This window comes from Paenibacillus sp. FSL L8-0333 (genome assembly GCF_037965665.1).
Classification (GTDB): domain Bacteria; phylum Bacillota; class Bacilli; order Paenibacillales; family Paenibacillaceae; genus Paenibacillus_AQ; species Paenibacillus_AQ odorifer.
The window spans coordinates 1,832,304-1,855,066 of the sequence record NZ_CP150186.1 but is presented as its reverse complement, the minus strand read 5'-3'; the positions used below and the strand labels follow the sequence as shown (position 1 = coordinate 1,855,066).

At 46.9% G+C, this 22,763-nt stretch carries 20 protein-coding genes; 4 read left to right on the top strand and 16 right to left on the bottom strand.

Annotation, left to right across the window (positions count from 1 at the left end):
- Positions 1 to 23 precede the first annotated feature (23 nt).
- The 3 genes from NYE72_RS08035 to NYE72_RS08025 form a co-directional block, all read right to left on the bottom strand.
- The gene (locus NYE72_RS08035) at positions 24 to 902 is read right to left on the bottom strand and encodes a PRD domain-containing protein (RefSeq protein WP_036683575.1); all 879 of its coding nucleotides are present in this window, start codon (positions 900 to 902) and stop codon (positions 24 to 26) included.
- 400 nt (positions 903 to 1,302) lie between these two features.
- Positions 1,303 to 2,877: a flotillin family protein gene (locus tag NYE72_RS08030; protein ID WP_280513478.1), complete on the bottom strand. Its 1,575-nt coding sequence runs from the start codon at positions 2,875 to 2,877 to the stop codon at positions 1,303 to 1,305.
- A gap of 8 nt (positions 2,878 to 2,885) precedes the next feature.
- Positions 2,886 to 3,422, bottom strand: coding sequence for a hypothetical protein (locus NYE72_RS08025; protein ID WP_036683577.1), 537 nt, complete (start codon positions 3,420 to 3,422; stop codon positions 2,886 to 2,888).
- Positions 3,423 to 3,969: 547 nt separating this feature from the next.
- Between NYE72_RS08025 and NYE72_RS08020 the strand changes: the two genes are divergently transcribed.
- Positions 3,970 to 4,125, top strand: coding sequence for a hypothetical protein (locus NYE72_RS08020; RefSeq protein ID WP_339211688.1), 156 nt, complete (start codon positions 3,970 to 3,972; stop codon positions 4,123 to 4,125).
- 72 nt (positions 4,126 to 4,197) lie between these two features.
- Positions 4,198 to 4,482, top strand: coding sequence for a hypothetical protein (locus tag NYE72_RS08015; RefSeq protein ID WP_339211687.1), 285 nt, complete (start codon positions 4,198 to 4,200; stop codon positions 4,480 to 4,482).
- Between the two features lie 152 nt (positions 4,483 to 4,634).
- On the opposite strand, the gene NYE72_RS08010 is transcribed toward NYE72_RS08015, so the two are convergent.
- The 4 genes from NYE72_RS08010 to NYE72_RS07995 all read right to left on the bottom strand — a co-directional run bounded on the left by NYE72_RS08010 (position 4,635) and on the right by NYE72_RS07995 (position 9,763).
- Positions 4,635 to 5,798: an iron-containing alcohol dehydrogenase gene (locus tag NYE72_RS08010; RefSeq protein WP_076205263.1), complete on the bottom strand. Its 1,164-nt coding sequence runs from the start codon at positions 5,796 to 5,798 to the stop codon at positions 4,635 to 4,637.
- 163 nt (positions 5,799 to 5,961) lie between these two features.
- Complete coding sequence (locus NYE72_RS08005; RefSeq protein WP_339211685.1) at positions 5,962 to 7,542, bottom strand: UDP-glucose--hexose-1-phosphate uridylyltransferase; 1,581 nt, start codon at positions 7,540 to 7,542, stop codon at positions 5,962 to 5,964.
- A 54-nt stretch (positions 7,543 to 7,596) separates the two neighbouring features.
- Positions 7,597 to 8,583, bottom strand: a complete 987-nt coding sequence (gene galE, locus NYE72_RS08000; protein WP_036680993.1) for a UDP-glucose 4-epimerase GalE — start codon at positions 8,581 to 8,583, stop codon at positions 7,597 to 7,599.
- Between the two features lie 4 nt (positions 8,584 to 8,587).
- The gene (locus tag NYE72_RS07995; protein WP_036680992.1) at positions 8,588 to 9,763 is read right to left on the bottom strand and encodes a galactokinase; all 1,176 of its coding nucleotides are present in this window, start codon (positions 9,761 to 9,763) and stop codon (positions 8,588 to 8,590) included.
- 218 nt (positions 9,764 to 9,981) lie between these two features.
- Here NYE72_RS07995 and NYE72_RS07990 point away from each other — a divergent pair, with 218 nt between their 5' ends.
- Positions 9,982 to 10,848, top strand: coding sequence for an AraC family transcriptional regulator (locus NYE72_RS07990; RefSeq protein ID WP_036680991.1), 867 nt, complete (start codon positions 9,982 to 9,984; stop codon positions 10,846 to 10,848).
- 86 nt (positions 10,849 to 10,934) lie between these two features.
- Here the strand turns inward: NYE72_RS07990 and mgrA are convergent, their stop codons facing one another.
- The 4 genes from mgrA to NYE72_RS07970 form a co-directional block, all read right to left on the bottom strand.
- Positions 10,935 to 11,933, bottom strand: coding sequence for an L-glyceraldehyde 3-phosphate reductase (mgrA, locus tag NYE72_RS07985; protein ID WP_036680989.1), 999 nt, complete (start codon positions 11,931 to 11,933; stop codon positions 10,935 to 10,937).
- 107 nt (positions 11,934 to 12,040) lie between these two features.
- A complete protein-coding gene (locus NYE72_RS07980; protein ID WP_076104932.1) occupies positions 12,041 to 12,781 on the bottom strand; it encodes an NAD-dependent protein deacylase in 741 nt (246 codons plus the stop codon).
- A 34-nt stretch (positions 12,782 to 12,815) separates the two neighbouring features.
- Positions 12,816 to 13,580: an HAD-IA family hydrolase gene (locus tag NYE72_RS07975; RefSeq protein WP_076104931.1), complete on the bottom strand. Its 765-nt coding sequence runs from the start codon at positions 13,578 to 13,580 to the stop codon at positions 12,816 to 12,818.
- Between the two features lie 34 nt (positions 13,581 to 13,614).
- Positions 13,615 to 14,358 carry an alpha/beta hydrolase gene (locus NYE72_RS07970; protein WP_076104930.1) on the bottom strand — a complete coding sequence of 248 codons (744 nt, stop codon included), beginning with the start codon at positions 14,356 to 14,358 and terminating at the stop codon, positions 13,615 to 13,617.
- Between the two features lie 193 nt (positions 14,359 to 14,551).
- Here NYE72_RS07970 and NYE72_RS07965 point away from each other — a divergent pair, with 193 nt between their 5' ends.
- The gene (locus tag NYE72_RS07965; RefSeq protein WP_036680982.1) at positions 14,552 to 15,592 is read left to right on the top strand and encodes a fucose 4-O-acetylase; all 1,041 of its coding nucleotides are present in this window, start codon (positions 14,552 to 14,554) and stop codon (positions 15,590 to 15,592) included.
- 89 nt (positions 15,593 to 15,681) lie between these two features.
- Here NYE72_RS07965 and NYE72_RS07960 read toward each other — a convergent pair whose 3' ends face one another.
- From NYE72_RS07960 to NYE72_RS07940, 5 genes are all read right to left on the bottom strand, one after another.
- Positions 15,682 to 16,629, bottom strand: a complete 948-nt coding sequence (locus NYE72_RS07960) for an ArsR family transcriptional regulator (RefSeq protein WP_036680981.1) — start codon at positions 16,627 to 16,629, stop codon at positions 15,682 to 15,684.
- Positions 16,630 to 16,774: 145 nt separating this feature from the next.
- Positions 16,775 to 18,169, bottom strand: coding sequence for a family 43 glycosylhydrolase (locus tag NYE72_RS07955; RefSeq protein WP_339211684.1), 1,395 nt, complete (start codon positions 18,167 to 18,169; stop codon positions 16,775 to 16,777).
- A 42-nt stretch (positions 18,170 to 18,211) separates the two neighbouring features.
- Positions 18,212 to 19,960 carry a sugar-binding domain-containing protein gene (locus tag NYE72_RS07950; RefSeq protein ID WP_339211683.1) on the bottom strand — a complete coding sequence of 583 codons (1,749 nt, stop codon included), beginning with the start codon at positions 19,958 to 19,960 and terminating at the stop codon, positions 18,212 to 18,214.
- A gap of 27 nt (positions 19,961 to 19,987) precedes the next feature.
- Entirely contained in the window at positions 19,988 to 21,769 is a 1,782-nt protein-coding gene (locus NYE72_RS07945; protein ID WP_339211682.1) for a sugar-binding domain-containing protein, read from the bottom strand.
- Positions 21,770 to 21,827: 58 nt separating this feature from the next.
- Entirely contained in the window at positions 21,828 to 22,763 is a 936-nt protein-coding gene (locus NYE72_RS07940) for a carbohydrate ABC transporter permease (RefSeq protein ID WP_036680976.1), read from the bottom strand.

The window sequence follows — 22,763 nt, the reverse complement described above, 5'->3', positions numbered from 1 at the left end:
TGATTTGTTACAACTTTTGCACTTTAAGGAGCTTCACCATTCTTGTCCATATCTTGTTCGTCCACTTTTTTCTGGGCAATACGCTGCAGGTGAATCGTCAAATAACTTACCTCAGCTTGATACACGGGAATTCGCACACGCTGTTCGATAATTTTTGTTAATTTCCAAGCCAACGAATACATCTCAGGATACTCCCGTTTCATGAGTCCATCCAGGGTTGAGGTCTCTTGTACCGCCTCTCCACGGCGTAATCTTTCTAGAACAAATCGCAGATGGGTTACCAGTCTTGAGTAATCAAGTGAATCCCGTGGGATTCGATAGTCCAGATAATTCTCGACTAACCCAACCAGCTCTCCAATCAAGAGAGAATGTTGTCTAACCTCGGAAATTTGCCTATTACTAAGTGCGCTGACAATATGAAGAGCCACAAAACCTATCTCATCCACCGGCAATTCCACGCCCATAGCCTCATTGATCCGTCCAATCGCATATTCTGCCATCTTATATTCCTCAGGATAAATCTCCTTAGTTTCATACAAAAATGGATTATGAATTGGGATATCTTGTTCAAAACGACGGATAGCAAAAGAAATATGGTCGGTAAGTGCAATGTGAATATGCTCATTAAGCGGCTGACGGTTACAATGCATAATATGTAATACTATTTCTTGAACGACCTCAATCAACTTCTCATCCACTTGGGGAAGAAGCTGTTTATATTGTTCCTGCTCCTCCTGGCTACGAAGAATAAACATCTTCTCCACGGAGGATAGATTAATCTGATCACGCAGCTTGCGGTTAAACCCTATCCCTTTACCGATAACTACAACCTCAGAATATTGAGGATGCTGGGCAATGATAACGTTGTTATTTAACACCTTCGCCACTGTTATGCTACTCATTTTTGACACCTCTTTTATTTCTAAACACCTAACTTCCAGCAGCATTCGCAATAAGAAATCGTACGATAAATACAAGCTTTGCTACCATCATAACACCAAGAATTGCATATTAGAAGAACACTCTGTGTCCTTACTAAGCTAGTAGATCAGAGTGAACAGCCTTAAAGGCTTTTATTTTACCTGAAAAAATCTTTAAACACCAGTGAAAGCGACGATGTCCATTTATACAATAATTCCCATGGTATTTCGATAAGCTATAAGCTTCATCAAAAATCACCTGTAAACGCAGGAGCTTTTTATCATGTTGTCTGATTTAGATCAAAACATAAAGATTAAGGTATGACCAGCAGCTTTGCCAGTCATACCTTAAGTAAATTAAATCAATATAATTTGCATTAAACTATTTTTCCTTTTGTTCAGGCAGAGAAGTTAAAGTCTCGCTGGCTGCACTGGATGTTACTGATGGCTGAATATAAGTTGCAGGGGCAACTGGTGCGGTTGGTGTAACTGATGCTCCTTTGCTTCCGGAAGCTTTAGTAGTCAGCCCCTTGATCAGTGCCTCTACATCAATCCCTGAGACGCTCTTCAGCATCTCTGGAGCGGTGGACATTAGCTGAGTCACATAATTGCTGACCCGGGCTGCACCTTCCCCATTACCGGTATCTACAACGGTAAGTTTATCAATAGATGCCAGCGGCTTCGCAATTTGGCCAGCCAAATCAGGCAGCATTTTGACGATGATGTCGAGCACCGCCGCTTCGCCGAATTTCTGGAAAGCTTCCGCCAGTTTCTCTTTGGCTTCTGCTTCCGCTAGACCGCGCAACCGGATAACCTCAGCATCCGCTGTACCTTTAGCCAGCTCTGCATCCGCCATCGCTTGACCTTCAAGACGCTTCTGCTCAGATGTCGCTTTTGCTTGCGTTTCAATACTATATTGCAAGGCATCTGCCTCACGCATTCTCTTCGCCTTATCGGCTTCCGCCGCTTGCTCTACTGCATAACGATCCGCTTCTGCTTTTTTCTTCACTTCAGCATCATACTGCTTCTCGCGAACTTGAATTTCTTTGGCTTGCAAATCGATTTCACGTTCCTTACGTACCAGCTCAACCTTCATCTGTTCTTCAACAACGGTCTGCTTTGCACGTGCCTCTTGAATATGATAAGCCTGGTCGGCTTCCGCTTTCGCTGTATCCTGATCCCGTTTAAACGCAGCCACCTTAAGCTGGTTTTCCTTAGAGGCTTCGGCAATATTCGTATCCCGCAGCAGCTCAGCTTTTTGCCCTTGCTCTTCTGCGTTTGCCTTTTGAATTCTCGCATCCCGCACTGCTTCTGCTTCAGCGATCTCTGCATCCCGCTTCACAGCAGCTATCCGCGGTTTACCCAGTGCCTCTAGATATCCATGTTTGTCTCGCACATCCTTGATGGTAAAGGAAACAATTTGCAGACCCATTTTCTTAAGATCACGTGCCGCCACGCCTTGAACCTCTTGCGCAAAGCGGTCACGGTTACGATATACTTCCTCAACGGTCATCGAACCGAGAATGGCCCGCAGATGACCTTCAAGAACTTCTTGTGCTTCGCTCTTCAGTGCTTCAATCGGTTTGCCCATAAATTGCTCAGCAGCTGTCGCCACATCTTCCGTTGAGCTACCCACTTTAATGATCGCTACGCCGTCGGCAATAACCGGAACCCCTTGTTCGGTGTATACTTCCGGGGTCGTCACATCGAGTTTATGAGAAAGAAGCGACATAAATTCAGCCTTCTGAAAGACTGGGAGTATAAAGGCACCGCCCCCGCGTACAATCTTTATTTTACGACCAGAACCATCGTCTGAAATATGATTTTTCCCTAAGAACGACCCCGTTACGATCATCCCTTCATCGGGTCCAACCGTTTTGTAACGTGCCCAGAATGCGATACCTAGCACAAACAAAACAGCAACGACAACAGCAGGGACTAACAAATACTCAGGAATACCGAACATTAAAGATCCACTCCTCTTCTCTTTTCGAATTCTGACACCAATGCAACGCCTTCTCTAACCTCCACTACAACAACTTTAATCCCTGCCGGAAGCAGCTCATGATCAAAGCTTGCTGCCGTATGCAGGCTATTGCCGGCGCCAAACTTTACCATAATCTCACCATAACCAGTGGCAGGAACAGGAATTGTGATTTCCCCGATCTTACCAGGCAGATCACTCATTGAGAAACCATTGGACATTTCGCTTTTTTCCATGGGCTTAACCACCCCTAGATACATAAGTACTCCCAAAAAAGCGGCGGCTAACAAAGACAAAGCAATGATCGCCCCAGCCTCCAGAGCGCTGTACCGGGTTAGAAGAATGCCCGCTCCGCCGAACACGGTTATTCCTCCTGCCAGCACGGTGGGATTCAGAAAATCTACAGATACGAAATCAAAGGCCCCATGCAAGGCATCTCCGATCACATCGCCCACCAGGACGCTGACTATGGCAAATATGACGCCTAGCGCCAAGCAGCCTAAATACAGCGTTTGCATTTTTATTTCCTCCTGTCTTCTATCAGGACTGTCATATTACATTAAACGTACAAAGTAGGTCCTTGGTTTCACAATCTTTGGATATTCACCCAAATAAGTTCCATTCAGAGGATAAGCATGCGCACATTGACACTATTTTATTACATGTGCTGGGGTTGTCCTAAAGGACGTCCAATAGTTACTGAGGCGCTGATTTTTGTTGGTAACACTCTCGCGCGTATGAAGGGGTTATGCTGTTTACGCGCCTTCGGCCCATCGGACTCAGCAGACCCTATTTGCCGTTTTATCCGACATTTGGTATGCTATCGGACCGCATAGCCACTATTGGCATTGAAACCAGCAAATATAAGAGCATTTCCAAGCAATAGTGTCTCTGGTGTCCGAAAACTTGCTCAAAAGACTGAAAATTCGCATATAACGTCAGTTGGGTCCGTAGGTAGGGCGTATAAGGGTAGGCCGTATATTGGTAGAGGAATCAGTTGAGGGAGATTACAAACACTAGTTGGTTGGGTAACACTCTCGCGCGTATGAAGGGGCTATGCTGCTTATGCTGCTTATGCTGCTTATGCTGCTTATGCTCCTTCGGCGCAACGGACTCAGCAGACCCTATTCGCCGTTTTATCCGACATTTGGTATGCTATCGGACCGCATAGCCTCTATTGGCATTGAAACCAGCAAATATGAGGTCATTTCGAAGCAATAGTGTCTCTGGTGTCCGAAACCTTACTCAAAAGGCTGAAAATTCGCAAATAACGGCAGCTGGGTCCGTAAGACTGTGGAGGACGGTCGACGGATTAGATTACGGGAACGAACAGTGATAGATGAGGAGCGGTCAGCGGCAGTGGGTATCTGTCAGCGGCAACGGAGGTTAGTCAGATGCAGTCGAGGTGTGAACAGCGGTAGCCGGAGGTTTGGACAGCCGCAGCGAGACACGGTCAGCGGCAGCGGAGTTCGGATAGCGGCAGCGGAGGTTTGGACAGCCGCAGCGAGATACGGTCTGCGGCAGCGGAGGTTCCGCCAGCCGCAGTGGAGTTCGGTCAGCGGCAGCGAAACCTTGTGATGAGAGCGACAGAAAAGTACCGTAAGAGGAGCAAGTCACACTAGACCATAAACACCAAGAAGCGATTCCTCCATAACGAGGAATCGCTTCTTTGACATGCTTTTGCGGCTTCTAGAATAAAGAAATATGGTCTCTTTTCGTAGAAGAGTTACTTACAAAGCCATTCTATAGATCTCAACTACATCTTCACGCTCAAGCTTGCGGAAATTACCAAACGCTCCGAAACGAACAGCCTTGTCAGCCATACTGCCGATCTCGCTGTCATCAATATCATAATCACCGAGCGTCTTCGGCGCACCGATGGAATCCCAGAAATTACGCAGAGCCTCGATACCCTCCAGCCCGATTTCTTCATCAGTTTTGCCAGCAGGTTCAACTCCGAACACATTTACTGCAAGCTGACGGAAACGCGCAGGATTTGTGCTGAGGTTATATTTCATCCATTGCGGGAACAGAATCGCCAAACCTCCGCCATGTGGAATATCGTATACAGCCGATACTGCATGCTCGATATTATGTGTCGCCCAATCTCCGGCGAAACCCATGCTGACCATTCCGTTAAGCGCCATCGTACCACAGTACATGATGGTCTCACGCAGCTCGTAGTTATTCAGATCTTCGATAAGCTTCGGCGCAGTTTCAATTACAGTGCGCAGCAAAGTTTCACAGAACCCGTCTTGTACCGGAGTATTGCCGTCTGTATGGAAATAGTGTTCCAGTACATGTGACATGATGTCCACCATGCCATAAACGGTCTGATCACGTGGCAGAGAAAAAGTGTTCTCTGGATCAAGAATCGAAAATGCCGGATAGGCATGCACGCTGCCCCAGCCCATTTTTTCCTTAGTAACCTCGTTTGTGATTACGGAGCCATTATTCATTTCGGATCCCGTAGCAGCCATTGTCAGCACTGTGCCCAGTGGAAGCGCGTCTTGGGCCGCTGCTTTACGCTCTACAAAGTCCCACATATCACCATCATATTTCGCTCCAACAGCAACAGCTTTTGCGCAGTCCAATACGCTTCCGCCCCCTACTGCGAGAACAAGGTCAATATTATGCTCCCGGCACAGCTCTACGCCTTTATGTACTGTGGAAAGACGTGGATTGGGTTCTACTCCAGAGAGTTCAGTCACTGTAGCGCCTATTGAACTCAGCTCAGCAACTACTTTTTCGTACAGACCACTGCGCTTGATACTGCCACCACCGTACATCAAAAGCACATTTTTACCGTACTTAGGAACCTCCGTCTTCAAAGCTTCAAGGGTACCCTGTCCAAAAATCAGCTTGGTAGGATTATAAAATTCAAATTTACGCATATGTGTAAACCTCCAGTAGTTAATTCATAATGTCTTACTCCTTCGTATTATAAACCTCTGTTTACCCGCATTCAAATTAGGTGGCTGGATTTCGTCACCCCGAATAAAAAAAGATGCCCCAAGCCCATAGGCTTGAGGACATCTTTAAATCCAAATTCACTTACTACAAAGCACCGAAGCTTGTTACAAAACGGCGGAAAGCTGCTTGACCTTCTGGAGTCCGTTTGTAAACGCCAGCGTGTTCAAGAATATGTGTAAACTTGATGCCAACTTCGTTCTGCACAATCTTGAGCGCTTCCTCGTGTTGCAGTGCAGTACCGAATCGCTCCACCAGCTCCTGAATCCAAGCCGCATGCTGCGCAAGAGAATGACTAGGGTCATTCTTCACCGCTTCTAACAGCGCTTGATCTCCTGCAAGAATACCTGCGATGGAATCAAGTTCTTCCTTCAAACGGCCCGGCAGAATCGCCAGTCCCATAACTTCAATCAAGCCGATGTTTTCTTTTTTGATATGATGCATTTCCCGGTGTGGATGAAAAATCCCTTCAGGATATTGCTCATTAGTCCGGTTATTCCGCAGCACAAGATCCATCTCGAAGCTGCCGTCCTCGGCCCGGCGGACGATAGGAGTAACGGTATTATGAGGTTGTACTTCACCGTCAACCTCACTAAAGGCTAGCACTTCCGCCTCTGGATCGCTGTAGGCTTTCCAAGCTTCATAAAGCGCATTTCCGCATTCCAGTAGAACCACAGGATCTTCACCATTTAAGCGCAATACGGACATCGGCCATTTTACGATATTAATGCTGACACCCGGATAAGAAGCATGTGTAAATGTATCTTCCTTAGGCGCTTTTTGAATCGGGAACGTGTGGCATCCGCCCTGAAAATGGTCATGCGTCAGAATAGAGCCGCCAACAATCGGCAAGTCTGCATTTGAGCCAATAAAATAATGCGGAAATGATTCCACGAAGCTAAGCAGCCGCTTCAAGGTATCCTTGGTAAGCTTCATTGGCACATGATCATGATGGAATACAATGCAGTGCTCATTGTAATAAACATATGGCGAGTATTGGAAGAACCATTTTTCATTATTCAGGTTAAGCGGAATGATACGCAGGTTCTGGCGCGGCGGATGATTGATCCGTCCGGCATAACCTACATTCTCACGGCACAGCAGACATTTCGGATAGACTGGCGGCGGGAGCAGCCGAGCCATCGCAATTTCCTTCGGATTTTTCTCAGGCTTGGACAAATTGATCGTCATTTCAATGTCTCCGTACGGCGAATCCTGCAGCCAGTAGACATTCTTGGAGATCCGATCCATCCGAATATAGTTCGAATCAATGCTCAATTTATAAAAACGGTCTGTAGCCGCGGAGATGCCTTTTTCAGCAGTCAGACTATAGAATTCAGCATTTACATCCGAAGGACGGGCCATGAGAAGTCCCATAATCTTGGCGTCCAGCAAGTCACGGTAAGTGTCACTATTCTCTGGGATCAATCCGATTTCAAAACCATAATCAATCAGTGCATCGAGTGGAGCCTGCGGCCCTTCCAATGCACTTTGATCGATGTCACCTACAAGCGGCTCACTGAAACCAAACTGTTCGAGCAGCACATTACGGCTATAATCTTCATCGGATGGAGCTATAAGCTGCTGGCGCAGTGCGAACAGAACAAGCTGCTCAATCGCATGTAATGCTTTCTGGCCAGCAGGCGTAATCTTATTCTCGTTGTGCATTTTAATTCTCCTTAAGTAGGGTCTCAAGTTCAAGATAAGCTAACCTAAAGTCCCTTATTCTCCGTATCCTTGCGGATTGGCAGAGTGCCAGTTCCATGCACTTTGAATGATATCTTCCAAATCTGCATGCTGCGGGTTCCATCCAAGGACGCTACGCGCTTTGTCGGAGGAAGCTACCAGCACAGCAGGATCGCCGGCACGGCGTTCTTGAATGACTACAGGAATTTCAAGTCCAGTAACCTTCTTCGCCGTTTCAATCACCTGTTTTACCGAGAATCCAAGTCCATTACCCAGGTTGAAAATATTGCTGCTGCTTCCGCTGCGCAGGTAAGTTACCGCACGGACATGGGCGTCAGCCAGATCGCTGACATGGATGTAGTCGCGCACACAAGTACCGTCTTCTGTAGGATAGTCATCTCCGAAAACAGCGATACTGTCACGTTGCTTCAAAGCCGTTTGCAATACCAGCGGCACCAAATGACTTTCTGGACGATGGTCTTCACCGATTTTGCCACTGGCATGTGCGCCAGCTGCATTGAAGTAACGCAATGCTACATATTTGATGCCCAGTACTTTATCAAACCAAGCCATCATCCGTTCCATGGTCAGCTTAGTTTCTCCATACACATTGGCCGGTTCAGTGCGGTCTGTTTCTTCAATCGGCACCTTTTCCGGTTCGCCGTAGGTTGCAGCTGTGGACGAGAATACGATCTTGTTTACGCCAGCTTTTTGCATAGCTTCCAAAAGACACTGTGTACCATATACATTGTTGTCGTAATATTTTACAGGGTCCTTCATGCTTTCTCCGACCAGCGAGCTTGCGGCAAAATGGATAACCGCTTCAATCTCATTTTCAGCGAACAGCTTACCCAGCAGTTCTTTATCACGCAGATCACCTTCGTACAGCTTGCCACCCAGCAACGCCTCACGATGCCCTGTTAGCAGATTGTCGATGACCACCACTTCTTCGCCACGATCCAGCAGCTCCGCTACAGTATGAGACCCAATATACCCTGCTCCACCTGTTACTAAAATCGCCATCTGATTACACTCCCTTCAATTCTTGGACACCATTACCGATGCCGCAAACGTAGAACTCGCCAACCAAACCAGATCTTGTGGTATAGGCTTCACCAACTTCACGAATAAAACGTTCTATATCATCTTCATGTACCAAAGATACTGTACAACCTCCGAAACCCGCGCCAGTCATACGGGAACCGAGTGTACCTGGGATACGTCCAGCTTCTTCAACCATAATATCAAGCTCTGCACAGCTAACTTCATACAAATCGCGCAAGGACGCATGCGAATCATTCATGAACTGTCCAAACTGCTTCAGATCATTGTTTTTTAATACCTCAACGGAATCCAGCACGCGTTGATTCTCTTCCACGACATGGCGAGCGCGGCGTCTTACAATTTCGTCTGTGATTTTATCTTGATGTGCTTCGAACTGTTCACGATTGAGCTGTGCCAGATAAGCTAGCGAAGGCACTTCTTTTTGCAAAATAGCCAATGCTTCATCACACTGCTGACGACGTTCATTGTACTTGGAATCTACAAGCCCTCTGCGTTTGTTCGTGTTGCCGATAACCAATTTGTATGAACCTGTGATGAATGGTACCAAATTGTACTCAAGTGTGTCGCACATCAGCAGGATTGCATGATCGCGTTTGCCGTTAGCAACTGCGAACTGATCCATAATTCCGGAGTTTACACCTACGTACTGATTCTCCGCACGCTGGGACAAAAGTGCAATCTCAACAGTGTCTGTATCGCCGCCTTCGAGAGTCAGGAACGCATAAGCAGTAACGACTTCAAGAGATGCCGAGGAGGACAAGCCTGCTCCATTCGGAATATCGCCATGGAACAGCAGATCGTACCCTTTGGATACCGGGGTGCTTTTCTTATCCAGCTCAACCATTACCCCAATCGGATAGTCAATCCATTCACCAGTTTTGGACTTGCCAATTTCGCTATAATCAATAGAAGCTTCGTAAGGAAAATTAGTCGATGCAAAATTCACTTTGCTGTCACTACGTGGACGCACAATCAGCGTTGTACCGAATTCCAAAGCTGCGGGAAGTACATATCCGCCGTTATAATCCAAGTGCTCTCCGATGAGATTGACACGACCTGGTGCATAAAACACCTTAGCCTCTTCCTCGCTCACCCCATATTTTTCAATAAATTTGTTATTAAGTTCCTGCATGCTCATTAATACCACTCCATCCTTTCGCTGCTTCAGCCAGTGGGAATTAGTAAAGCGTTCTTTATGTACTCATTATAATAGATTCACTCATCCTCTGATAATGCAATCATGTGTGTAATGTATGGATAAATGTGACTTCCCATAATATAATAATTACATATATTACTGTTACTCTCTAAACTATAAGCCATTAAATGACATTAACACAAGAAAGGCTGTCCCAAATGGAGCATACTTATTCCGTAGGATCCAATCCCGTGTATTACGATAAACAGAACCTTCATGTACTGTTTGCCGGCCAGAGTCAGACACTGCCCATGCATCAAGCTGGACCCAAGATCTATGATTATTATTTGCTGCATTTCATAGAATCTGGCTCGGGTGTATTCCGTACAGAACATCATAAATATGAGTTGGGTAAAGGAGACTGCTTCTTGATCCATCCGGGACAATTAGTCAGTTACGTCTCTGATAAAGATCAGCCCTGGTGCTATCGCTGGGCAGCATTTACTGGCAGCGAAGCTGACGATCTGGTGCTGCAGACGGGGTTCACACCACAACAACCCGTGGTGACCACAACAGGTGAAAGCCTCATTCCAGGTGCCCTGTCCAGCATCATGCAAGCCTTCAACGCCAACAAAGAAAGTGCCCATCTGACTTCGCTTGGGTATCTCTATCTCATTGTCGGCGAGGCAGCTGATTTGCTCTCTTCCTTCTCCCGTCTTCCCGGAACAGAATCACAGGTTAAGCGTACTGTGAAGCAAATGATCCACTATATGGCTTCTCAATATGCGCACCCGGTCTCTATTGAACAAATGTGTGATACGCTGGGTTATAATCGAGCCTACCTGTCCCGTGTATTTAAGCAAGAGACCGGATTATCTCCGGTGACCTACTTGCTAAAGCTGCGTATTGAAAAGTCCAGACAGCTGCTGCGTGAACGACCGGAGCTGTCCGTGGAACAGGTAGCAGCATCCGTGGGGCTCACCGATGCTTTATACTTCTCTCGCCAATTCAAACGGTTTTGTGCCCAGTCACCGACGGCTTACCGGATGACTACAACGAGACAAGCAGAGAAACCTGAACGTTAGTTTGACCTTTAATTCATAAATCCACCTTACAACAACAGCCCGTCTTCCTTAACTTAAGGAACCGGGCTGTTACTGTGTTCAATACGCTATAGTTCTGTCTTTAGAATCGTTTCAATCCGCTCTAACTCCTCTGGACTGAAATCAGGCTTAGCTAAAGCAGCTATATTCTCTTCAATCTGATCCACTCTGCTTGCTCCAATTAGGGCAGAAGTAACCTTGCCCCCCCGGAGTGTCCAAGCCAGTGCAAACTGAGCCAGACTCTGTCCTCGCGAAACCGCAAGCTGATTAAGTGCGCGAATCCTCCGCTGCACCTCCGGTGTAATCCGGCTCTCATTCAAGGCGGCAGACGGCTTGGCAGCCCTTGATCCCTCTGGAATACCATTCAAGTATTTGTTGGTTAACAAACCTTCAGCCAGAGGTGTAAAAGCGATGCTTCCTACACCACTTTGTTCCAGTACATCCTGTAAGCCGCCCTCAATCCAACGATCGAGCATAGAATAACTAGGCTGATGGATTAAGAGCGGTGTGCCCAGGCTTTTTAGAATGCTGAGGGCTTCAGCCGTCTGCTCCGCATTATAGTTGGATAGTCCTATATATAAAGCTTTGCCAGAACGTACCGCATAATCCAATGCCTGCATGGTTTCTTCAAGCGGTGTTTCCGGGTCTGGACGATGAGAGTAATAAATATCAACATAATCTAGGCCTAGCCGTTTCAGGCTCTGATCCAGACTAGCCAGCATATATTTACGCGAACCCCATTCGCCATAAGGGCCGGGCCACATGTTATACCCTGCTTTTGTAGAGATCACTATTTCATCACGATAAGGAAACATATCATTGGCAAGAACTTTACCGAACAGCTCTTCTGCTGAACCAGCTGGTGGACCATAGTTATTGGCCAGATCAAAATGGGTAATTCCAAGATCAAAAGCACGAGTGATCATTTCTCTGCCGTTCTCGTAATTATCGATTCCACCAAAATTCTGCCATAATCCTAATGAGATTGCTGGGAGCTTGAGACCTGAGTTCCCGCAACGATTATAACGCATGTTGTCATACCGTTTATCGTCTGCTACATATACCATTGCTTATCCCTGCCTCTCATTACACGCTGTTGTGAGCCTACCTTATCTTTAAACTTCTGAGCGTAATAATAATCTGGCAAGAGAAACCAAAGGACAGCTTTTTCCATCTAGCTTAATAGATCCTTGACACTGCCCATTACTTTTCCAATTCGATCTGTAATCAGCAGATCCGCCCGGTCATCATAAGGTGTGGGATCTCCGTTCAGCAGCACCGTACGTTTGCCACGGAAATAAGTCACCAAACTGGCCGCAGGCTGAACCGTTAGCGAGGTTCCACCAATAATAAGCATATCTGCAGAGGCAATCGCTGCGACAGAGCCCATAAGCACGGAATGATCCAATTCTTCTTCATATAAAACCACATCCGGCTTGATAATTCCGCCACATTCCGGGCAGCGAGGAACGATCTCAGTCATTTCCAGCAGTTGATCCAGCCCGTAATACCGTGAGCAGTCCATACAATAGTTGCGATGGATCGAACCATGCAGCTCAAGTACACTACGGCTACCCGCCTGCTGGTGCAGGCCGTCAATATTTTGCGTAATCACCGCCTTCAGCTTCCCCTGCTGTTCCAATTCCGCTAGTAGCTGGTGCGCACCATTCGGACGGGCCTCTGGATGAATCATTTTACTGCGGTAAAAATCAAAAAAAATGTCCGGTGAGGACATGAAAAAAGTGCGGCTCAGCATCACTTCAGGTGGATAAGGTGAATTGTGCTGAGTTTGATATAATCCAGCTGCGGAGCGGAAATCGGGAATTCCACTCTCTGTCGACGTACCCGCCCCTCCGAAAAAAACGATGTTGTCACTTTCTTTGATCCAAGAAGCAAGTGTCTGCAATTGATCCATACTAAGTAGCACATCCTTTCCTTTTATTAGCTGATCAGTAAGTGATCCGAAGCTCATTAAAACCGGAAATGATTACATCTGCGTCTATAAGGTGCTCCCCATCACCACTGGCGGAAATCCCAATTGCGAGGCGAAGCCCTGCACCTTTACCTAATTGCATATCGGCATTACTGTCCCCAATAATAATCGTCTCTTCAGGCGAAAGCCCTAGCTCCCGGCAGGCCAATTCAGCCATTTCAGGAGCGGGTTTTCCGTTTTTTACCCTGTCCCTAGTAACTACCGAATCAAAATAGCCTGCCACATTAAGCCATTCCAAATGCTCTCCAGTGGTCTTTGCCCCATCGGAGGTAACCACGCCAAGCTTAAGGGATGCCGCAGAGCATTGCTCCAAAAAAGAATAAAGTCCCGCTAAAGGCTGTGCCATACGGCGTCGGCGTAATTCGTACATTGCGTTTTTAGTTATGCTTTTCACACGGGTCAGCGCTTCATTCCAAGGAACTCCTGCTGCATATAGCTGCCACGCGAGTACACCGTAACTTTCTTCCTCTGTAGCCATGGTAAGCGGCCCCGCCGGGTCGTACCCTATTAACTTCCCTTGCGGATCATGTTGCGTACCCAGCACCTTGCTGCGCTCTACAATAAATCCCGCTCCCATGATCGCTAGTTGATCTTCCAGTCCGCGCAGCACAAGCTCCGCCCAATTCCCCCAGGTGGCTAATAGATCGAGTAACGTCCCATCTTTATCAAACAATATTCCAGAGCAGGGAACGCATTCATCGTTAATGTGTAATACTGGCATGAATTGTTTCCTCCCTCTGTTGAATGACCCGTAACTACCTCAGATTTCCCAGCCAATCCAACAGGGCACTTACTGTGCGACTCTGCTGCTCTTGCTCGGATATTGTGGCTTCGCCGTCCCCCTTCTGAGGCCCGTAGCTGCCAAATTGCGCATGATTCCCACCTACAATTGAACTATAAACTGTATTATCTGGCAGATAGGAGCGCCCTTTGTTGTAGCTGTCTCTGTCAATCACTTGATCCTCAGTACCCACAACCGATAACACTGACAAAGTAGTCTCTCGTAGACTGCCCTTTTCATCTGGATAAGAGGCTAAGAAAAATACACCTTCCAGCTGGTCCGTATGCTCAATTGCGTAACGTGAGGCCATGACACCCCCAAGTGAATGTCCACCCAGCACAAAAGATTGTTTCGGATGTACACGAATAATCTCTTCTGCGGCATCCCCCTTCGTTACGGCTAAATTAAACGGCATTTTGGCGATGTAGAAGGGATGCCCTGCAGCAGCGACGCTCTTCGCAAGAGGGGAGTAAGCTTCCGGTTTAACCAAAGCCCCAGGATAAAATATAATCGAGGCGCCTTTAGTAATGGAAGGTTCGAACGAAATCCAATTATCATTCTGTTCGACGGTAACTCCACCACTTGAAATCAGTGCGGTTTCGGCTTCTTGAGCCGGTGCATATGGCGTTAAATACTTCCATAACAGCAACCCGGCTACAACTAAAATAATCAATACAAAAATAGCGACGCGACGCTTAGTTATTCTTCTCTTCAACATGTTCCACTCCCAGATGTTAATGCATATAAAAATTATAGTGGAATCCCTCTATTCTAACAACCTTCAACACATCGCCACATTTCGCACACATGATAACGCTTTCTATTGTGATTTAATTCACAATTAAATCAAAGAAAATCTAGTATTTTAAAATTAAATTAATTTGCATACAGCATAATTTGGAGGCTAAATCATGGTAGGGGAAAACTCGCTGGAAACGCGCGGAGAAACCTTTTTTCTCAACCTGCGTTTTATGCTTATTATCACTGTTTTTGCCGGTAATGCAATTGAACCTCTGATTAACAAAATGAGCGGAATACACGGATTATATATGTGGATTTTCAGCTTTCACATGCCGCTGTTCGTACTGGTGACCGGCTATTTCGCCAGAAAAAGCCTTGCCGGAACTACCGGCCGCAAAATGCTGCTGCAAATTGGATTGCAATACCTCATTTTTCAAAGCTTATATTCCGCACTCGACGTTTCCCTCTTTCATGTAAGCAACATCCAGCATTCCATTTTCGCACCCTATCTGCTCCTATGGTTTCTGGCCAGTCATGCCTGCTGGCGCCTCCTGATGCTCGGAATGAGCAGATGGTCAATAACCGCTAAGCTCCTCTTCGCTGTAACAGCGGGGGTGGCTGTGGGATATCTCCAGCTGGACGGTGTATGGTTTAGCATCAGCCGTACCTTTGTATATTTGCCTTTTTTCATTATCGGCTATCATTTCTCCTTCGAAACCTTCGTCAAGCTCTATCAGAAATATATCAAAATCTTTGCAGCAGCAGCCTCCGTTCTACTCCTTGCCATCATGGCTACATGGGGAGCAGGATTTCCCTTTGGCTGGTTATATGGCAACATGACCTATATGCAGCTTGATGCCAATGTATGGTATGCAGGCGTATACCGCCTGGGACTGTACGGACTACAAATTGTCGCTTCACTCGCTTTCCTCGGTCTTGTACCTTACGGAGCGAGCCGCATGACCGACTGGGGACGCCGCACGTTGTATGTCTTCCTGCTTCATGGTTTTATCGTTCGTCTGGCTGCCGTTTCTGGGATTTACACCTATATTGGCAATGCTGCTGGGGCAGTAGTCCTGCTGCTCACCGCCGTATTATTCACCGTATTGCTGGCTCAGCCGTCAGTTAAACGGCTCTTTCACCCGCTGGTTGAGCCGTCCGTTGACTGGATGATCACCCTTCAGCGTGCCGCCCTACGCCGCACACTCTGATTTTACATCCAGAACAAACAAAGCAAGGCGGTTCCCTGGATACGAAGATTCGTTTCCGAGGCACCGCCTTGCTTTATCCATCTCCTAAGCTAAAGTTCTACTTCATCCTGATCCATTGTATATTTTACCTTCATCATAATATGTTGTTCATAATCGCCAAACTGGCGCCCAAACAGGTTAAGTCCACCTTGATGAACTGCATCGGGATTGATTCCAATGCGCAGCCGCAATTTGGGGCTCCGGTTAATCAGAAGATCATTTAAGGAAACATTCGACACCTTCTCCATATCAAGTGTCGTCTTTTCATGGTCAACACGCCAGGTCTTGAGAAACCCGTATTGTGTGGATCCATCCCACCACCAGTTCGGATTCAGCTTGCCCCGCCGGTCACCGAAATCACCGGGACTGGTCCACATGCCAATCTCCGATCCATTCACCCACACGGAAATGTTCGAAGGCCAGTTCTGGTCATAATTCGGAGCTTCCGAACAGATCTCCATGGATAATTCCAGCGATTCAATTTGTGCTCCGGAGGGGATATCCATAGGCAGCAAATATTCCAGGAATCCTTTGCGGAGCCAGATCAGCTGAGCGTTGACATGTTTAGGGTGATAAAAGCTCGACGGTTCATCTTCTTTGATAATAAGACCCTCGCTATTAGCCATTCCGCAAGTAGGAGATACCTCACAGTCGCTATAATGACCGATCGGCATCTCTACTTCATAGACATGAGTTAATCCCTTTGGCATCGGCTCTTTTAAATTCAAGGCAATATGAAGATCATCATAATTCCGGCTGCAAACTTTCATCGCCCCGCGTGAAGCCGGAAGCAATTCTGTATGAATTAACTCTGCTGCTTCTAATACTTTAATATTGCTTGCTACCGTCGACACTGGAAGCTTCAGCCTCTCAGCGATTTCAATAATATTTAAGTTTTTGGAGTTTAAGAGCCGAAGTATATCAACCCTAGAACGGGTTGATAAAGCATGCGTTACTGTGACTAATTTTTCCGGGTCGTTTAAGCTAAGTTCCAGCACAAATCAGCTCTCCTTGTATCCTAATAATTATCCTAATCTTACTTCTTAATGAGATGAAAAACAATTACAACTACAGGCTCTTTCACCTAGAAATGACCTCCGGAAAACCGGAAGCCATCTCGTAGGTCTCTTAGGTTTGTTCGATTCACAATGGCTTAATATCAATGAAATCAATTTCTCCGTAACCTTCGCCTTTGGTAAAACGAAGCTTGTTCATGCCTGCTTTCAGTTGAATCCGGGCTGTGGACAGCCCCCAATTCTCCCACCCTTTATTGGTGATATAGAATGGGCTGGAAGGTCCTGCATTGACACTAAGCTGAAAATTCGACCAATTCCCGCCAGCCGTTCCATTCGCCGTTCGAGCCAAAAGAATATATTCGCCTGCGGCAACCGTATCAACTGAAAATTCCACGTAACTGTCCGGCGTATCAATATGACCCGCCTTAAGCCCACCCGATCCCTTGGGACTCGAAGAGGCATAGGCATCGCCGCCAAATGTCCCTTTTTCCGCTTCGTAGCGGGTATGCATGGTTTCACCTGAAGGCAAAGTTATCGGAAGATTAGGGTCAACGGGAATGCCCAGATTAGGTGTATGATCAGCATTCCAGCTGAATTTCTGCATCCGCACCTCGCGGTTCCAGCCAGCGTTATTGTATTTGGCGACATGGTACATGATCCAATCCTCTTGGCCGTCAGGAGACTTAGTAAACGAATGGTGTCCAGGTCCGTAAAGTCCATTGCCCGAGGAAAAGATAGGCTGATTGCGTTTATTCCATGATGCCGGATCTAACAGATCACTGGAGATGTCTGCGGTGATCAGTCCCAGACAATAATCATTGGTCCAGCTTCCACTTGCCGAGTAGACCAAACTAATGACTTCTCCATTTATAATCACCTGCGGTCCTTCATTCACATTTGGGGAATGAATCGTTTCCCAGCTATACGTTGGTCTTGAAATCTCTACGCGTTCGGAATCAATGGTCCAGGGATTACTCATATGCGCGATATAGAGATTCTGCCGCACATTAACATTCCCCTCCCAGCCGGACCAGATAAAATACAGCTCGCCGTTCACTTGCAGCACAGTACCGTCTATAGCCCACTTATTGCTTGAATCTGTGATCTGGCCTTTGTACTGCCAAGTTCCCTGCATCGGGTCTGCCGCTGTGTTCTCCATTACATGCATGCGGTGGTTTACGTTATCTCCGTCGTCCATCGCATAGTAGATATACCAAGCTCCGTTTATATAATGTAGCTCAGGCGCCCAGATGCCGCTACCGCCCGTGTTGACAACTTTAGTAGGCGCTGCATCAATAGTGGTCAACTGGGCTGACTTCCAGAGAGTAACATTGCCACCTGTTGTTTTGGTGAAATAATAGAAGCCATCTGTATGTTTATACACCCATGGGTCCGCCCCGTCCTGCATAACCACGTTGTAAAAGTCATTATGATCAGAGACAGCTAAGGTCACCTTCCCCATTGGAAGAATAAGAAGAACACTTAAGGCTACCAGACATTTTTGCCGGAAATTCACTTTCATAATCTATCACATTCCTTTCGAATGAATAGTTACGTAGCGCCTCTAATCTTCAATTGCAGCCTTACGCGCATTGATGCGGCGGATACGCTCAGGATCGAACTTCGGCTGTCTGTCATAAGTATACAGTCCATTAACTTCCTGCTCCACATCGTACAGCTGGGTATAGCAGAATCCAAACATCAGCGGATGATCTAATAGAACATTCGTCAACCCCTCGTAGCGTTCGATAAACATTTGCTCTGAGGTCGGTCTGTCCCCATACCCCCATGATTTTTCATCTTTCTGCTGTGGGTTCCACCAAATTCCGCCATATTCGCTGATGAAGTAAGGTTGACCTTCATACGTTTGGCGATCCGGGAAGGTATTGAATACTTCGCCGCCATGCTTCATCGGTTCATATCTGTCCCGGAACGTCTGCGGATTCTGGTCATAGTCATGAAGATCGAAGATATCTGTAGCCACATGGAAGTTACCGCTTGTATCAATTACGGGACGTGTTGGATCCATACGTTTTGTTACGTCGTAAACAATCTGTAGCACGGCGTTATGCTGCTTCACACCGTCCCGATCCCATGTCTCATTAAAAGGGCACCAGCCGATCAGCGCGGGATGATTGAAATCACGCTGCATACCTTCGAGCCATTCCGGCAGGAAGTGAGACAGGCTATCCGCTCCAGTAATATTCAGCCCCCAATTGGCATGTTCTCCCCAGACAAGATAACCTAATTGGTCAGCCCAATAAAGATAACGCGGCTCAAAGATCTTCTCGTGAAGTCTCGCGCCATTGAAGCCAAGCCCCATTGAGATTTCGATGTCTCTGCGCAGATCTTCATCAGTAGGAGCGGTATAGATTCCCTCCGGATAAAAACCTTGATCCAGTACTAACCGCTGAAATAAGGATTTCCCATTGATCCGGAATGCCATCCCATCCAGTCGTACCGTGCGGAGTCCAAAATAAGAATGGACCACATCACTCTCCCGTCCCTGACAATGCAAGGATAACTTCAGGTCATACAATCTGGCGTTTCCAACTTCCCATAAGTGAATCTCTGACAGTGGAATCGTAAGTTTTATAGAGGGCCCGGAAACAATCACACTGCTGTCCCCGACGGGTTTGCCGCCATAAAGAGCAGCAGCGCTAAGCGTGTCCCCCGCAACGTTCCCTTGTACCTTCATTTCGAGGTGCACACAGCCATTGTCGGGATCAGCGACAACTTTCAGATTAGACAGATAGGTCTCAGGCACTTGCTCAAGCCATACCGTCTGCCAGATTCCTGTAGTGCGTGTATAGTCGCAGCCGTGCGAATGGAACTGTTCACTCTGCTTGCCCCGCGGCTGTCGCCCCGATCGAACGTCGTCTTCAGCATATACAGTAATCACATTACTGCCCGCTAAAAGATTAGAAGTAATATCAAAGCTAAACGGAGTATATCCTCCGCGATGCGTACCTACGGATACGCCGTTCACCCAGACCTCCGCCATATAATCAACGGCGCCAAAATGAAGGATAACTCTGCCATTTGTCCAGTTCTCCGGCACGGTAAACTCCCTTTTATACCATACAGCAGCCATAAAATCTTTGTATTCTACGCCGGACAGCCTGCTTTCCGGACAGAAGGGCACAGTAATTGTCCCTAAGAGATTATGTTCGTTAACAGGGTATCCGCGTTCCTTCCCACTTTTGCCATGATCAATTTCGAATTGCCACTGGCCGTTCAGATTGATCCACTCTGGTCGAACAAAGTCAGGGCGGGGATATTCAGGACGCGGAAGCGTTGCTTGTTGTGTCATGGTGTAACTCCTTTTAATAAATGTTATTTATTTGATATGCATCATGATGTTGCGGATCGCTTCAAGCGGAGCTTTGGGCTGTCTATCATAGGTGAGCAGTCCGTTGATTTCCTGCTCGACATCCGTCAGCTGGGTATAGCAATAACCTTGGATCACCGGGGAAGTGAACATCGGGTCAACCACAGCCTTGAGCTTCATCAGGAAATCCTCTTCGTTCTCTGCCCCAGAATAACCCCAGCCCTCCCACTCACTTTTCTTGAAGGCAATTCCACCAAACTCGGATACGAGAATCGGCTGGCCTTGATACGAAGCTCCACCGACAAATATTTTGCGGTTGGCCGGCATCGCATTTACAGAAGATTCAACCGTGGCGTATCTATCCTCCAGCACTTCCTGATGGCTCTCATAGTCATGAATAGTCACCAAATCTGTAGTCATATGCTCCCACCCATCGTTATACACAACAGGTCTCATCTCATCCAAGGATTTCGTTAAATGATACATTGCCAATCCGTGCTGCTGCTGGCGTGTATCAATCTGGACATTGGGAACCCCCCAACTCTCATTAAGCGGAACCCAGGTCAGGATACAAGGATGGTTATAGTCGCGCTCGATGATCTCCTGCCATTCCTTCGTGAAGCGGCGGACATACTCCTCGGAATATTCGTAAGCATTGGCTGCCTCACTCCATACCAGCAGGCCGAGCTTATCACACCAATACAGGAACCGGGGATCTTCTGTCTTCTGATGTTTCCTCACCCCGTTAAAGCCCATTTCCTTCGTCAGCTGGGCATCACGTTTCAGCTCTTCGTCTGTAGGTGCGGTTAGTATCCCGTCAGGGAAGTACCCCTGATCCAGCACCAGTCTCTGGAAATATGGGCGGTTATTCAAGCATAGCTTGCCATTTTCAATCGACACCTTGCGCATGCCGAAATAACTCGCCGCTTCATCAATTACTTCCTCATTCCGAAGCAATTGGAATTGAATATCATACAAATTCGGATGCTCAGGGCTCCATAAACGTCCAAGACCATGATCCGCAAAATCCCCCAAGCCGATAGCCCGCAGCTGCTCTGCATTCTTGATCATATATTGATCCTCTGCGATCACTTCACCGTCATACGATACCGTTATGCGCAGCTTGAGCGGATCAGCAGACTTAAATCCTTGCAGAAAGGTCCGAAGCCGGATTTCATTGCGGTCTATATCAGGTGTCATCATAGTTTTACTCAGATGCACTGCAGACAGCGGTTCAAGCCAGACACTCTGCCAGATTCCGGTTGTGCGGGTATAAAAGATGGCAGCAGACTGCTCCAGCCAATATTGCTTGCCCCGCGGCAAGGTGACATCGCGGCTGAAATCCTCTGCGCGCAGTATAATGGTATTATTTCCTTTGATCAGCGAAGGAGTGATATCGGCCTGAAATGGCGTATGTCCGCCTTCATGCACGGCCACCAGCTGACCATTCACCCAGACTTTTGCCAAATAATCAACGGCGCCGAAATGGAGGACAATCCGCTTCCCGTTCCAACCCTCAGGAACTTCGAAAGTTCTTCTATACCACACAACATCATGAAATGAAGGATCTTCAATTCCGCTCAGCTTGCTCTGAAACGCAAAGGGCACTTGAATAACCTGTGAAAATAAACCCTTTGTGTCCGCCCGATACCATTGTTCTTCCTCACCGACATCTTCATCATCAAACGTAAAATCCCATTCTCCATTTAGGCTAAGCCAATCCTTACGGGCAAATTGGGGTCTTGGATATTCTGGACGTGGAACGGATGTGCTGCTTGCTTCTGTCAACATGGTGTACTTCACTCCTATTAAATAATTTCTATATAAGATGAACTTGTTTTTTTGCCCGCTATCCTTTAATCGAACCTACGTAAACACCTTTAACAAAATATTTTTGCAAGAAAGGATATACCATTAATATAGGAAGCGTAGAAACGACAATCGCGCAATACTTAACCAGCTCGCGGAAAGCCGTCTGGCTCTGGGCACTATCGATGACTACCCCGCCTGCACTGCCGATCGAGGTTGCGGTTGCATCATTAGCTACTAATATTTCCTTCATTAATAGCTGCAGCGGGAACAGCTGTCTGTCCTTCAACAACACCATCGCATTAAACCATGAGTTCCAGTTCCCCACTAAATAGTATAAAAAGATTACGGCCAGCGTAGCTTTGGACAGCGGTAGAATCACATTCGTTAAAATATGGGCCTGACTTGCCCCGTCAATAGTAGCCGCCTCTTCCAATTCCTGCGGAATGGCTTGAAAGCTAGTTCGTAAAATAATAATGTTCCATGTGCTTAAAGCACTTGGCAAAATCATGGCCCACAAATTATTGTACAAACCAATATCCTTCATTAATAAGAACCAAGGAATCAACCCGCCACCAAAGAACATGGTGATTGTAATCAGGATCATGATGAAGTTTTTAAAATACAAACCTCGTCTGGACAATACATAAGCTCCCAGAATGGTCATGATCATGTTGACTAATGTGCCTAACCCTACATATATAATCGTGTTTTTATAGCCGTTGATCAGACTGTTATCTTTAAACACCAGCTTATAGCCATCCAAAGTGAACCCCAGCGGTTTCAGCAAAATCCCTTTATGAGCAATCAACATGCCGGGGTCGCTGACGGAAGCAAACAGGATATGCAGGATCGGATAAAAACACACCAAGGTTAATGCGGTCAGCAGAGTATAAAGCGTGCCGTCAAACACTCTGTCGCCGATGGATTTATGTTTTCGTCTTTTTTTCGTTTTACGCTGCAAATTATCTTTCAT